General features: G+C 68.0%; 10 protein-coding genes. 9 read left to right on the forward strand and 1 reads right to left on the reverse strand.

From position 1 onward, the window contains the following. Positions 1 to 316: 316 nt before the first annotated feature. From LZD57_RS10495 to LZD57_RS10510, 4 genes are all read left to right on the forward strand, one after another. Entirely contained in the window at positions 317 to 2593 is a 2277-nt protein-coding gene (locus tag LZD57_RS10495; RefSeq protein ID WP_233719572.1) for an acyl-CoA dehydrogenase, read from the forward strand. Next, complete coding sequence (locus LZD57_RS10500; RefSeq protein WP_233719573.1) at positions 2590 to 3876, forward strand: acetyl-CoA C-acetyltransferase; 1287 nt, start codon at positions 2590 to 2592, stop codon at positions 3874 to 3876. The genes LZD57_RS10495 and LZD57_RS10500 overlap by 4 nt, the downstream gene beginning before the upstream one ends. A gap of 63 nt (positions 3877 to 3939) precedes the next feature. Next, on the forward strand, positions 3940 to 6042 hold the full coding sequence (locus tag LZD57_RS10505; RefSeq protein WP_233719574.1) for a 3-hydroxyacyl-CoA dehydrogenase NAD-binding domain-containing protein: 2103 nt from the start codon (positions 3940 to 3942) through the stop codon (positions 6040 to 6042). Continuing rightward, positions 6042 to 7910: an acetyl-CoA hydrolase/transferase C-terminal domain-containing protein gene (locus LZD57_RS10510; protein WP_233719575.1), complete on the forward strand. Its 1869-nt coding sequence runs from the start codon at positions 6042 to 6044 to the stop codon at positions 7908 to 7910. The genes LZD57_RS10505 and LZD57_RS10510 overlap by 1 nt, the downstream gene beginning before the upstream one ends. A gap of 35 nt (positions 7911 to 7945) precedes the next feature. On the opposite strand, the gene LZD57_RS10515 is transcribed toward LZD57_RS10510, so the two are convergent. Further along, positions 7946 to 8788, reverse strand: coding sequence for a fumarylacetoacetate hydrolase family protein (locus LZD57_RS10515; protein WP_233719576.1), 843 nt, complete (start codon positions 8786 to 8788; stop codon positions 7946 to 7948). Between the two features lie 226 nt (positions 8789 to 9014). On the opposite strand from LZD57_RS10515, the gene LZD57_RS10520 reads away from it, so the two are divergent. From LZD57_RS10520 to LZD57_RS10540, 5 genes are all read left to right on the forward strand, one after another. Then, positions 9015 to 10823: an acyl-CoA dehydrogenase family protein gene (locus LZD57_RS10520; protein ID WP_233719577.1), complete on the forward strand. Its 1809-nt coding sequence runs from the start codon at positions 9015 to 9017 to the stop codon at positions 10821 to 10823. Next, positions 10823 to 11560 carry a crotonase/enoyl-CoA hydratase family protein gene (locus LZD57_RS10525; protein ID WP_233719578.1) on the forward strand — a complete coding sequence of 246 codons (738 nt, stop codon included), beginning with the start codon at positions 10823 to 10825 and terminating at the stop codon, positions 11558 to 11560. The genes LZD57_RS10520 and LZD57_RS10525 overlap by 1 nt, the downstream gene beginning before the upstream one ends. 196 nt (positions 11561 to 11756) lie before the next feature. Then, complete coding sequence (locus LZD57_RS10530; protein ID WP_233719579.1) at positions 11757 to 13058, forward strand: RsmB/NOP family class I SAM-dependent RNA methyltransferase; 1302 nt, start codon at positions 11757 to 11759, stop codon at positions 13056 to 13058. Then, positions 13055 to 13504, forward strand: a complete 450-nt coding sequence (locus LZD57_RS10535) for a TspO/MBR family protein (protein ID WP_233719580.1) — start codon at positions 13055 to 13057, stop codon at positions 13502 to 13504. Before LZD57_RS10530 ends, LZD57_RS10535 begins: the two co-directional genes overlap by 4 nt. A gap of 26 nt (positions 13505 to 13530) precedes the next feature. Next, entirely contained in the window at positions 13531 to 14193 is a 663-nt protein-coding gene (locus LZD57_RS10540) for a 5'-methylthioadenosine/S-adenosylhomocysteine nucleosidase (RefSeq protein WP_233719581.1), read from the forward strand. Positions 14194 to 14210 lie beyond the last annotated feature (17 nt).

The following is a 14210-nucleotide window of genomic DNA, read 5'->3' on the forward strand; positions in this document are numbered from 1 at the left end:
GCAGGTCGTGGCGTCGCCCCGGCTTCGGCATCACGAATTAGTGCGCTGGACGGCTCGGGCGACCGTCGCGGTCGCTTTGCCGCCGCGCTCGCGGCCGCGGCGGACGATTTCGGGTCGTCAGTTCGAGGGATCTCCTGCGGGATTCCCAATGTCCCGCCTCCGCCTATCTGACTTCGAAATCTCGTACGACGGCACCGCATCGCGCGGACCAGCGTTTTGACGTTTACGTAAAAGTAGCGTATCAGGCCGCCAGCTAGGCCGCACTCGGGGCAGCTACGGCTTCGCCCCAGGCAAGGAACCGAAAGGGAGCCGTTCCATGTCGTTTCGCAAGGACAAGATCACCCGCCCGATCTTCAAATGGGCCAAGGGCGTCATGCCCTCGATCTCGAAGACCGAGCAAGAGGCCATCGGTGCCGGCACCGTCTGGTGGGACGGCGAGCTGTTCTCCGGCAATCCGGACTGGGACGAACTGATCAGGACGCCGCCGGCACGCCTTTCGCCGGAAGAGCAGGCCTTCATGGACGGCCCGGTCAACGAACTCTGCGGGATGATCGACGACTGGAAGATCGCCTCGCGGGATCACGACCTGCCGGAGGCGGTCTGGGCGTTCCTGCGCGAGAAGAAGTTCTTCGGCATGATCATCCCGAAGGAATATGGCGGCCTCGGCTTTTCCAACACGGCCCACTCGGAGATCGTCCGCAAGGTCTCGTCCGTCTCGGTCGTCGCCGGCGTCACGGTGATGGTGCCGAACTCGCTCGGACCGGGCGAACTGCTTCTGCATTTCGGCCGCAAGGAAGAGCGGGACTACTGGCTGCCGCGCCTTGCCGACGGCCGCGACATTCCCTGCTTCGGCCTGACCTCGCCCGATGCGGGTTCGGATGCGGCGGCGATGACCGACACCGGCGTCGTCGAATATGGCGAGCACGAGGGCGAGCGCGTCCTCGGCATCCGTCTCAATTTCCACAAGCGCTACATCACCCTCGGCCCGGTCGCGACGGTCATGGGCCTCGCCTTCAAGATGTCCGACCCGGAGAACCATCTCGGGCGGGGCGAGGAACTCGGAATCACGGTGGCGCTGCTGCCGACCTCCCATCCGGGCGTCACCCATGGCGAGCGGCACATCCCGCTCCATTCCTATTTCCAGAACGGGCCGCTTTCCGGCGAGGACGTGTTCATTCCGCTCGACTGGATCCTCGGCGGCGAGGAGCAGATCGGCCAGGGCTGGACGATGCTGATGACGGCGCTCGCCGCCGGCCGCTCGATCTCGCTGCCCTCGCAGTCGGCCGCTGCCGCCGCCTACTGCGCCCGCGTCACCGGCGCCTATGCCCGGGTGCGAACCCAGTTCGGCGTTCCGATCGGCATGTTCGAGGGCATCCAGCAGCCGCTCGCCGAAATCGTTGCCAACGCCTATGCGATCGACGCCGCCCGGCGGCTGACGGTCGCCGCCCTCGATCAGGGCCACAAGCCCTCCGTGCTGGGCGCCATCATGAAGGCGCACGCCACCTACCGGATGCGCGAATGCGTCGAGCGGGCGATGGACATCCATGGCGGCAAGGGGATCATCGAGGGCGAGAAGAACTATCTCGCGCCGATGTACATGTCGGTGCCGATCGGCATCACCGTCGAGGGCGCCAACATCCTCACCCGCAACCTGATGATCTTCGGCCAGGGGGCGATCCGCGCCCATCCCTACATGCTGAAGGAGATGCTGGCGCTGTCGGAGGAGGATCGCGAGAAGGGCCTCGCCGACTTCGACGAGCACTTCTGGGCCCATGTCGGCCACTCGATGAAGACCGCGTGGCGCTCCTTTGCCAGAGGCTGGACCGGCGGCCTCGCCGCCCCGGCGCCGAAGAACGCCGCCTTCACCGGTCACTGGCGTCAGCTGTCGCGCTACGCCGCGGCCTTCTCGCTGCTTTCCGACCTGTCGCTGCTCACCCTCGGCGGGGCGCTGAAGCGCAAGGAGATGCTGTCGGCGCGGCTCGGCGACATCCTGTCGGAACTCTACATCCTCGGCGCGGTGCTGAAGCGCTTCGAGGTGGAGGGGCGGCCGGAAGCCGACAAGCCGCTGGTCGAATACGTCATGGAGAAGGGCTACTGCCGGCTCGGCATCGCCTTCAACGGCGTGCTCGACAATCTGCCGGCCCGCTGGGCGGCCGTGCTGGTGCGCTTCCTCGCCTTCCCGCTCGGCGTTCCCTACGAGGAGCCGTCGGACGAACTGACCAGCGAGGTGGCGAACATGGTGATGCGGCCGTCGTCCCAGCGCGACCGGCTGACGCCGGACGTCTATCTCGGCGAGCGCCATGCATCCCATCCGGTCAAGGACCTCGAACATGCCTTCGAGCTGGTCTGCGACGCGGCGCCGATCGAGAAGAAGATGCGCGAAAAGAAGGTGAAGGATCCCCTTGCCGCGCGCGACGCGGGCGTTATCACCCCGGACGAGTACGAGCGCCTCATCGAGGTGAAGACGGCGGTCGCCAAGGTGGTCGCGGTCGACGCCTATGACGCGCACGACGTGTCGCCGCTCGCCGACCAGCACGCCACCCAGCGCAAGGCCGGCAACGAACGAATCGAATCGCGCGAGGCCGCCGAGTGAATTCACGCCCCGTCTATCTCGTCGACGGCGCCCGCACGCCCTTCATCAAGGCGCGCGGGCGTCCCGGCCCCTTCACCCCCGTCGATCTCGCCGTCCAGTGCGGACGGCCTCTGCTCTTGCGCCAGGACTTTCCGGTCTCGGCGATCGACCTCGTCGTCCTCGGCTGCGTCAACGTCGTCGCCGACGAGATGAACCCGGCGCGAGTGGCCTCGCTTCGGCTCGGCATTTCCGACGAGATTCCGGCCTTTACCGTGCAGATCAACTGCGGCTCGGGCATGCAGTCGATCGACACGGCCTTCCGCTACATCGAGCGCGGCACCCACGAGATCGTGCTGGCCGGCGGGACCGAGGCGCTGAGCCATTCGCCGCTGGTGCTGAGGCGCGGGGCGGTGGAGTGGTTCGCCAAGCTCAACCGGGCGAAGTCGGTCGGCGAGCGGGCCGGCATGTTTGCCAAGCTGAAGCCCGACTACCTCAAGCCCGTCATCGGGCTGGAGCGAGGCCTGACCGATCCGATCACCGATCTGAACATGGGCCAGACGGCCGAGATCCTCGCCCATCTCTTCGACGTGTCCCGGCGGGACGCCGACGCTTATGCCGTCGAAAGCCATCGCCGGCTCGGCGAGGCGACGAAGAACGGCTGGCTGAAGGACGAGATGCTGCCCGCCGTCGCGAAGGACGGCTCGGCCTTTGATCATGACGACGGCATCCGGCCGGGCACCACGGTCAAGGATCTCGGCAAGCTGCGGCCGGCCTTCGAGAAGCCCTATGGCAAAGTGACGCCCGGCAACTCGTCGCAGATCACCGACGGCGCCTCGTGGACGATCCTCGCCTCGGAAGCGGCGGTTGAGAAATACGGTCTGACGCCGCTGGTGCGCATCGTCGATTCCGACTGGGCCGGGCTCGACCCGTCGATCATGGGCCTCGGCCCGGTGACGTCGACGGCGCCGATCCTCAAGCGTCAGGACCTTTCGGTCGCCGATATCGATCTGTGGGAGCTGAACGAGGCCTTCGCGGCGCAGGTACTCTCCTGCGTCGCCGCCTTCGACCAGACGGACGTCACCGACGGCGTCCTCGGCCTCGAAGGACGCGGCGGCCGGATCGGTCTCGACAAGCTGAACGTCGACGGCGGGGCGATCGCGCTCGGCCATCCGGTCGGCACGTCCGGCAACCGCATCACCCTCCATCTCGCCAATGCCATGAAGCGACTGGGCGGAAAGCGCGGCATCGCCACCGAATGCATCGGCGGCGGACTCGGCGGGGCGATGCTGCTCGAAGCCGCCTGAGCCTTTGCTCGGGCGAATTCCAATCGACAAGAAACGCGGCGACAGCGGACGGAAACGGACGATATGGGCAGGATGCTGAACGCGCTTTCGCAGCGCGATCTCGAACTCGGACCGGCGCGGGACGTCGAGCCGACCGGACATTTCCGGGTCGCGAAAGACGACGACGGCGTCGTCTGGATGGTGCTCGACCGCACCGACAAGCGCGTCAACACCATCGACCGCCCGGTGCTGGAAGAACTCGCCGGCCACGTCGAGCGCTTCGAGAAAGAGAAACCCGCCGCGATCGTCATCCGCTCGGGCAAGGCGGCCGGCTTTGCGGCGGGCGCCGACATCAACCAGTTCGTCGGCGCCTCGACCGAGGAGATCAAGGCGGCGCTCGATCAGGGGCATCAGGTGCTGGACCGGCTGGCGGCGCTGCCGTGCCGGACGATCGCCGTGGTTCACGGCCATTGCCTCGGCGCCGGGCTGGAGCTGGCGCTCGCCTGCGACCGGCGCATCGCCGTCTCGAACGCTTCGCTCGGCTTTCCCGAGGTCATGCTCGGCCTTCATCCCGGCCTCGGCGGCACGTTCCGTGCGCCGGCCGTCGCCGATCCGATCGAGGCGATGACCATGATGCTGACCGGTCGCGCCATGCCGGCGAAGCGCGCCCGGTCGATCGGCCTCGTCGATGCGGTGGTCGAGGAGCGGCATGTCGCGGCCGCCGTCGAGGCAGCCTTCTACGGCGACCTGCGCAGGAAGCCCCAGTCGCTTCAGGCGCGGGCGATGGGCTTCAAGCCCGGCCGCCAGATCGCCGCCAGGATGATGCGCAAGAAAACGGCGGAAAAGGCGCGGCAGGACAATTATCCGGCGCCCTTCAAGCTGATCGACCTCTGGGAGGAGCACGGCGGCAGCCCCAGGGCGATGCAGCGGGCCGAGATCGACAGTTTCGCCGAGCTGATCGAGACCGACACCTCGAAGAACCTCGTGCGCGTCTTCTTCCTGCGCGAGAAGATGAAAGGCCTGAAGGACGGTTCGTCGGGGGTGAAGCACCTCCACGTCGTCGGCGCCGGCGCGATGGGCGGCGAAATCGCCGCCTGGGCCGCCGGGCAGGGCTTCAAGGTCACGCTCGGCGACATCAAGCTCGAGCCGATCGGCGGCGCCGTGAAGAAGGCGGCGAAGATGCTGGAAAAGGTCGTCAAGGACCCGCTGAAGGTTCGCGATGCGCTCGACCGGCTGATCCCCGACCCCGAAGGCCTCGGCATCTCCCATGCCGACCTCGTCATCGAGGCGGCGCCGGAGAAGATCGCGCTGAAGCACAAGATCTACGAGACGATCGAGCCGCAGCTGAAAGAGGGCGCGCTGCTCGCGACCAACACCTCGGCCCTGCCGCTGGCGGACCTCGCCTCGGGCCTGAAGGACCCGTCCCGCTTCGTCGGCCTGCACTTCTTCAATCCGGTCTCGCGCATGCAACTCGTCGAGATCGTCTCGCACGACCGGATCTCGCCCGAGACCGCGCGCCGGGCGACCGCCTTCGCCGCCGAGATCTCCCGCCTGCCGGCGCCGGTGGGATCGGCGCCGGGCTTCCTCGTCAACCGGGCGCTGACGCCGTACATGGCCGAGGCGCTCGTGCTTCTCGACGAGGGCATCCCGAAGGAGCGGATCGACCTCAGGGCCGAAGAGTTCGGCATGCCCATGGGGCCGATCGAGCTGACCGATCAGGTCGGGCTCGACATCGCGCTCGACGTCGCCACCTCGCTGCGCGAGCGGCTCGGCGAGAACACGCTGCCGCCGGCGCCGGACTGGCTGACGAAGATGGTCGAGGAGAAGCGTCTCGGCCGCAAGACCGGCCGCGGCCTCTACGACTATGACGACGCGGGCAAGCCGAAGAAGATCGCCCCGGAAGCGCTGCCCGACGGATCGAAGGACGATCCGGACATGATCGACCGGCTGATTCTGCCGATGCTGAACGCCGTCGTCGCCTGTATCGACGAAGGCGTCATCACTGACGAGGAGATCGTCGACGGCGCGATGATCTTCGGCACCGGCTTCGCGCCCTTCCGCGGCGGTCCGGTCCACTATGCCCGCCAGCGTGGCATCGACGGCATCGTCCAGCGGATGAAAGATCTCGCGGCCAAGCACGGGCCCCGATTCGAGCCGCATCCGGGCTGGGAGCGGCTGGCGCGCTGATGGTTCGGCGCTTCGCCGACGAGCACGAGCTTGCCCGGGCCATCGTCGAGCGTGTGGGCCCGAAAATCGTGCTCGCCTTGCCGCTCGGTCTCGGCAAGGGCAACCACGTCGCCAATGCGCTTTACCGCCTGGCCGAGCGAGACGGCTCGATCGACCTGACGATCTTCACGGCTCTCTCCCTCGATCCGCCTTCCGGCGGAAGCGGTCTTGCCGGCCGCTTCGCCGGCCCCCTGGCGGAGAGGCTCTATGAGGGCGTGACGCGGCTCGACTATGTCGTCGCCCGCAAGAAGGGCGCGCTGCCGCCGAACGTCCGGGTGATCGAGTTCTTCCTGCAGGCCGGTTCGCTTCTGTCGAACCGGACGGCGCAGGAGAATTACATCTCCGCGAACTACACCCATGCCGCCCGCTACGTCGTCGAAAGCGGGGTCGACGTCGTCGCCCAGATGGTGGCGCCGTCCGAAGACCGCGCGCACTATTCCCTCGGCTCGAACACCGACATGACGCTGGACCTCCTGCCGGTGCTGGACGGGATGAGAACCGAGGGGAGGGACGTGCTCCTCGTCGGCGAGGCGAACCGGGAGATGCCCTTCATGGGCGGCGCGGCGGCGCTTCCCGAGACACGCTTCGACATGATCCTCGAAGGCGGCGAGGCCGAGCACGCCCGGCTCTTCTCCGTCCCGAAGCAGCCGATCTCGACCGTCGATCACGCCATCGGACTTTATTGCGCTGCGCTGGTGAAGGACGGCGGGACGATCCAGATCGGCATCGGCGGCATGGGCGACGCCATCGCCAACGCTCTGATCCTGCGCCATCGCGATCCAGCCCGCTTCAGGGCGGCGCTGGAAGCGCTCGGCAACTGGCCGGAGTCCATCGAGCCCGAGACCGAACCGTTCGAAGAAGGCCTCTACGGCCTGTCCGAGATGTTCGTCGATCCGCTGATGCAGCTCATCTATGCCGGGATCATTCGCCGCCGGACCTTCGACGGCAAGATCCTGCATGGCGGCTTCTTCGTCGGGCCGCAGAGCTTCTATCGCCGGCTGCGCGAGATGGAGCCCGAACTGAAGGAGAGGATCGCCATGCGCGAAATCTCCTTCATCAACGATCTGCCGGCCGAAGACCGGGCGCGCCATGCGCGGGACCGGCGCGATGCGCGCTTTTTCAATTCGGCGATGATTGCCACCGCCCTCGGCGACGTCTGCTCCGACCAGCTCGAAGACGGGCGGGTGGTCTCGGGCGTCGGCGGACAGTTCGATTTCGTCGACCAGGCCTTCGCGCTCGGGAGCGCGCGGGCGGTGCTGATGCTGACGGCCACCCGCAACGGCGGCCGCCAGTCGAACATCCGCTGGTCCTATGGCCACACGACCGTGCCGCGGCACATGAAGGACCTCGTCGTCACCGAATACGGCATCGCCGATCTCAGGGGCCGCATCGACCGCGACACGGCCGCGGCGATGATCGGGATTGCCGACGAAAGCATTCAGGGCTCGCTGATCGCCGATGCTCTGGCAGCGCGCAAGCTCGAGATCGGCCACCGGCCGCAGCGGTGGAATTCGAGACAGACGCTCGAGGCTGCACTCGAACCCTTCGCCGACGTCCTGCCGGCCTATCCCTTCGGCACCGACCTCACGAAGGACGAGCGGCTGCTGGCGCCGGCGCTGCAGCGGCTGAAAGAGCACCAGGGCGACTGGCCGGCAATGGCGCGCTTGTTTTACCGGGGGCTCCGAGGGGAGGCTTCGGACGCCCACCGATCCGCGCTGGGCAGGCTCGATCTCGAACGGCCTCGCGGCTTCACCGAAAGGATGACCCGCGCCCTCGTTCTCGGCGCATTGCGCGTGGAGGATCAGCGAACCGGCAGAGACGGCAAATGAGCGCCGCCCGGCAATCCCGCCCTCCGGGCGGCGCGTCAGATCGCAACGCAGACATTTTCCTGCTCGCCGAGACCGCTGCCGCCGAGGCGGATGCGATCGCCCGGTTTCAGGAAGCGCGGAGGGTCGTAGGACAGCCCGACGCCGGCGAGCGTGCCGGTCAGAATGACATCGCCCGGCTCCAGCCGCATGAAGCGCGAGACGTAGGAAACGAGATAGGGGATCTTGAAGATCATTTCGCTGGTCGAGCCGGTCTGCTGGCGTTCGCCATTCACATCGAGCCACAATTCGACGGAATCGGGATCGGAGAGTTCGTCCGGCGTCACCAGCCAAGGGCCGAGCGGGCAGAACGTGTCGTGGGACTTGCCCTTGGTCCACTGCCCGCCGCGCTGCAACTGGAAGTTCCGCTCGGTGACGTCGTTGGCGAGGCAGTAGCCGGCGATCGCCCGCTGAACGTCCTCGACGCCCGCATATTTGGCGACGCGGCCGATGACGATGGCGAGTTCGACGCCCCAGTCGACGCGATTCGCCAGCCGGGGAATCTCGATCGGGTCGTTCGGCCCGCAGGCGCTCGTCGCCGACTTCAGGAACAGCGTCGGCTCCGGGTTGATCCTGAAGCCGGCGAGGCTGGCGCTGTCGGCATAGTTCGGCCCGACGCCGATAATCTTGCCGATGCGTTCGATCGGCTTGCAGAGGCGGGTCCCCTCCGCGACCTTCGGCAGCGTTCGTGGATCGATCGCGGCGAGAGCTGCCAGCCGGTCGGGGTCGAGATTCGCGCCGTCGAGAGTTTCGACGTGGTCGGACAGATTCCGGATGCCGCCGGCCTCGTCGACGAGGCCGGGTCGCTCCGAACCACGCTCGCCAAACCGCACAAGCCGCATCGAGACCTCCCTGAAGTATCATGGCCGAAATGGCTGAACGGGCGGCCGGGTTCCTTGCCGGCGCGCGTTCGCTGCAGAAAGGCTCGCTGGCCGTTCGCACCCGCGACATATGGAGACGACGCGCCCTGGCGTCGACGCACTTTCGAACGAAACAGTCCAGATATTTGACGATTTTGCACAGCCGGCGATCGAACGCGCCGGGCGGAGCGACGGAGGAGACCAAGCCATGCCGCGGCCACCAGTCGAGGACATCGCCTTCACCCTGCGGACCATCGCGGGTCTCGACGGGGCGATGGACGAAGGATTGTTCCCGGATCTTTCGCCGGATCTCGTCGAGGCGGTCCTCGAAGAGGCGGCTCGCTTTGCCGACGAGCGCATGGCGCCGCTCGACCGGATCGGCGACGAAGAGGGCGCACGTTTCGACAAGGGCGGCGTCACCATGCCCGCCGGGTGGAAGGCGCTTTATCGGGATTGGATCGCCGGCGGCTGGAACGCGCTGTCCGGTCCGGCCGAACATGGCGGGCAGGCGCTGCCGACGGCGCTGGCTGCCGCCGTCGGCGAGATGTGGAACCACGCCTCGATGCCCTTCGCCCTCGGCCCGCTCCTCACCATCGGCGCGGTCGAGGCGCTGGAGAAGCACGGCTCCGAGGAGTTGAAGCGCGTCTATCTGGAGAAGCTCGTGTCCGGCGAGTGGATGGGCACGATGAACCTCACCGAGCCGCAGGCGGGCTCCGACCTGTCGGCGCTGCGGGCCCGCGCCGAGCGACAGGGCGACGGCAGCTACCGGATCTTCGGCCAGAAGATCTACATCACCTATGGCGAGCACGACCTGACCGACAACATCGTCCATCTGGTGCTCGCCCGGCTGCCGGACGCGCCGGCGAGCGTGAAAGGCATCTCTTTGTTCCTCGTGCCGAAGTTCCTGCCGGACGAGGCCGGCGCGCCGGGCCGGCGCAACGACGTGGTCTGTCATTCGATCGAGCACAAGCTCGGCATCCACGCCTCGCCGACCTGCACCATGCTCTACGGCGAGGGGACGGTGGAAGGCGAGGCGCCGGGGGCGGTCGGCTTTCTCGTCGGCGAGGAAAATCGCGGCCTCGCCTGCATGTTCACGATGATGAACAACGCCCGGCTGATGGTCGGCATGGAGGGTGTCGGCCTCGCCGATGCCGCCTATGACAAGGCGCTCGCCTATGCGCGCGAACGCCGCCAGGGCAGGGCGACGCGGCTCGCGCCAGGTGCCGAGAAGTCCGGCGCGATGAGCCCGATCGTCGCCCATCCGGACGTCGCCCGGACGCTCTTGACCATGAAGGGCCTGACCGACGCCGCCCGCGCCATCGCCTACAACTGCGCCATCGCCACCGACCGGGCGCGGGCCCATGCGCTCGGCGACGCCGAGAAGGCAAGCCTCTGGCAGGAGCGTGCCAATCTCCTGACGCCGATCGCCAAGGCCTTTGCGACGGACGTCGCCTGCGAGGTCGCCTCGCTCGGGATCCAGGTCCATGGCGGCATGGGATTCGTCGAGGAGACCGGCGCCGCAAGGCTCCTCCGCAACGCCCGGATCACCCCGATCTACGAAGGCACCAACGGCATCCAGGCGATCGACCTCGTCACCCGCAAGATCGGCCAGTCGGGCGGCGAGGCGGTGTCCGGCCTCTTCGCCGAACTCGACGCGATCCTCGCCGACCTGTCGCGGCGCAATGCACCGGAATTCGGCGAGACGGCCGCCTGCCTCGAAGCCGGCATGGCCGATCTGAGGGCCGCGACGGAGCATCTCCTCGACCACCTGCGCTCGCAGGAAACCGACGCGGCGCTCGCCGGCGCGGCGCCTTATCTGAGGCTCTTCGCGCTCGCCGCCGGGGGGGTCTGGCTCGCCAAGGGCGCGCTCGCCGATGCGAAGGACCGGCGGGTCGCGCTCTGCCGGTTCGTCGCGGAAAATCTGGTGACCGAGACGTCGTCCCTCCGGCGCAAGGTGGTTGCGGGGGCGGCGAGCCTTGCGGCCGCCCACGATCTTCTCGTCAAGGAGGCGATGTGATGTCCGAACTGATCGAAACCGGCGCCGAGGACGGCGTGCTGACCATCCGGATGAACCGTCCGGACAAGAAGAACGCCCTCAATCGCGACATGTACCAGGGCATGTTCGAGGCCCTGCAGGGGGCGTCGGGCGATGCGGCCATCCGCGCGGTCGTCTTCGCCGGGGTGCCGGGGGCGTTTTCGGCCGGCAACGACATCAAGGACTTCATGGCGATCGCCGAGGGCGGCTCGCTGCCGGCCGAGACGGGCGACTTCCTGCGTCTCGTCGCCGGTTTCGACAAGCCGATGATCGCGGCGGTGGACGGGCTGGCCATCGGCATCGGCACGACGCTCCTGATGCATTGCGATCTCGTCTATGCCAGCCCGCGTTCGGTGTTCAAAACGCCCTTCCTCGATCTCGGCGTGACGCCGGAGGCGGCCTCCAGCCTGATCGCCCCGCGCATGATGGGCGATCAGCGGGCCTTCGCCCTGCTCGTCCTCGGCGAGAGCTTCGATGCCGACGAGGCGCGGCAGGCGGGGCTGGTCTACAAGCTGGCCGACGCCCCGGAGGAGGAGGCGTTGCGGGCCGCGGCCGGGCTCGCCGGAAAGCCGCCCGAAGCCTTGCGGATCGCCCGCGACCTGCTGCGCGGCCGCCGCGAGGACGTGCTCGCCCGCATGGAGGAGGAACTCCAGATCTTCGCCGGCCGGCTTCGCTCGGCCGAAGCGCGGGCGGCCTTTGCGGCGTTCCTCGGGCGCTGACGGCGAGGGCTGACGCGTTCTTCGTCGGAAGGCGGCGAAACGTCGGCGGCAAGCGTCATATCCTTGGCGCATTTGCCCGGCCGGCAGCGGCAATGATAGACGCTGCCGCTTCGGCGCCCTCGAACGGCGCTTCGTCGAACAGCGGCAGGACGACCATGACACGCGCATCGCCCCTCATCCGACATTTGGCTCCGTCATGCGTCTAGGCGGGCGGCTGGCCGCGGCGATCGAAGTGCTGTCCGATGTCGAGGCGCGGCGGCGGCCGGTCGCCGACGCCCTGAAGGACTGGGGCCTTTCCCATCGCTTCGCCGGTTCCGGCGACCGGGCGGCGATCGGCAACATCGTCTACGACGCGCTCAGGAAGAAGCGCTCCTACGGTTTTCGCATGGGCGACGACGGCGCGGCGGCGCTGGGCTTCGCCGCGGTGCTCGACGGGCTCGCGATGCAGCCGGAGGCACTGGCAGCCACGCTCGAGGGTGATCGCTTCGCGCCGCAAATGCCGGACGGAGAACGACTCGGGCGCTTCCTCGCCGCAGATTTCTCCGAAGCGCCAGACGCCGTGCGCGCCGACGTACCGGATTGGATCGCCGCCCGGCTTAAAACGTCTCTCGGCGAGCGCTGGGTGGAAGAGGCCGCGGCGCTGTCGGCGCGCCCGCCGCTCGATCTGCGCGTCAATACGCTGAAGGCCGAGCGCGACAAGGTGCTGAAGGCGCTGGAGCCGTTCGAGCCCGAGGCGAGCGATCTCGCCCCCCAGGGCATCCGCATCGCCGCCATCGAAGGCGCCGGCCGCCATCCGAACGTGCAGATCGAGGCGGGTTTCCAGAAGGGCTGGTTCGAGGTGCAGGACGAAGGCTCGCAGCTCGCCGCGCTTCTCACCGGCGCGGCTCCCGGCGAACAGGTGCTCGATCTGTGCGCCGGAGGAGGGGGCAAGTCGCTGGCAATGGCCGCCATGATGGACAATAGCGGCCAGATCCACGCTGCCGATTCGGACCGCCATCGCCTCGCCCCGATCCACGAGCGGCTCGCCCGGGCCGGCTGTCGCAACGTCCAGGTCCACGACCCGCGCGAAGACATGACGGGCCTTTTCGGCCGTATGGATCTCACCCTCGTCGACGCGCCCTGCACGGGCTCCGGCACCTGGCGGCGGCGGCCGGACGCCAAATGGCGCCTGTCCGAGACGGCGCTGGCAAAGCGCATGCAGGAGCAGGATGCGGTACTGGACCGGGCCGCAGCCTTCGTGTGCCCCGGCGGCAGGCTCGCCTACGTCACCTGTTCGCTGTTTGCCGACGAAAACGCCGCGCGCATCGCCGCTTTCCTGGAGCGGCAGACGAGCGAGGGCTTCGCCGTCGCCGATGCCGGCGCGCGCTGGGCCGCGATGCTGCCACACGGGGGAGGGCGCTGCCGCGTCAGCAAACTCGCAGGAGGCACCGTGATCACCATGACGCCGCAGCGCACCGGCACGGACGGATTCTTCTTCGCGCTGCTGCAAAAGTCGTGACCCGCCACCTCGCCCTGCCGCTGTTCCTGCTCGTGAGCGTCGGGGGCGGCGCGCTGATCGGGCTCTCGGTCGAGACCGGCGGCTGGTATGCGGCGCTCCAGAAGCCGGGCTTCAACCCGCCCGACTGGGTCTTCGCGCCGGTCTGGGGCACGCTCTACATTCTCATCGGCCTGGCCGGCTGGCGGATCTGGCGCGCGGGCATCGCACCTGCGCAGAGGCTCTGGTGGCTGCAGCTGGCGCTGAACTTCGTCTGGCCGCCGGTGTTCTTTGCCGCCCATGCCCTCGGTGCGGCGATGATCGTCATCCTCGCGCTCGACGCTGCGGTCGTCGCCTTTCTCGCCGCGACGTGGCGGGCGGAGCGGGTCTCTGCGCTGCTGTTTCTGCCCTATCTCGCCTGGGTCGCCTATGCGAGCCTTCTCAACGCGGCGCTCTGGTGGTTGAACTAGCGGCTGCACCGAACGCCGAGGCCGCCATGACGAAGTCCAGTCCGTCCCGAAACGAGCACGCCGTCGAAACGGTCGGCGGCAAGAACGTGCTTTTCGTGATGGCCGCCCATGCCGAATATGGCGACGAGCTGAAACGCCGCATCCGCCCGCTGATGACCGGCGTCGGGCCGATCGAGGCGGCGCTTCACACCGGCATCGCGCTGCAGATGCTCGAATCACGAGGCCAGCGGCCCGATCTCGTCGTCTCCCTCGGCTCGGCCGGCTCGCGGACGCTGGAACAAAGCGAGGTCTATCAGGTCGCCTCGGTCTCCTGGCGCGACATCGACGCCTCGCTCCTCGGTTTCACCAAGGGCGTGACGCCGTTCCTCGATCATCCGGTCGAAACGCCGTTGCCGACGCCGATCGATGGCGTTCCGGCTGCCCGGCTCTCGACCGGCGCCGACATCGTGTCCGGGATCCGTTACGACGCCATCGACGCCGACATGGTCGACATGGAGACCTTTGCGGTGCTGCGGGCCTGCCAGCGTTTCGCCGCGCCGCTCGTCGGACTCAGGGGCATCTCCGACGGGGCGTCGGATCTCCATCACTACGACGACTGGGCGACGCTGCTTCACGTTATCGACGCAAAGCTCGCCGGGGCGATCGACCGGCTGGAGACGGCGTTGGAGGCCGCGGCCCCTCGGCCGTGATCGGCTCCCGTAAAGTC

Origin of the sequence: Jiella avicenniae (genome assembly GCF_021390325.1) — a bacterium.
Taxonomy (GTDB): domain Bacteria; phylum Pseudomonadota; class Alphaproteobacteria; order Rhizobiales; family Rhizobiaceae; genus Jiella; species Jiella avicenniae.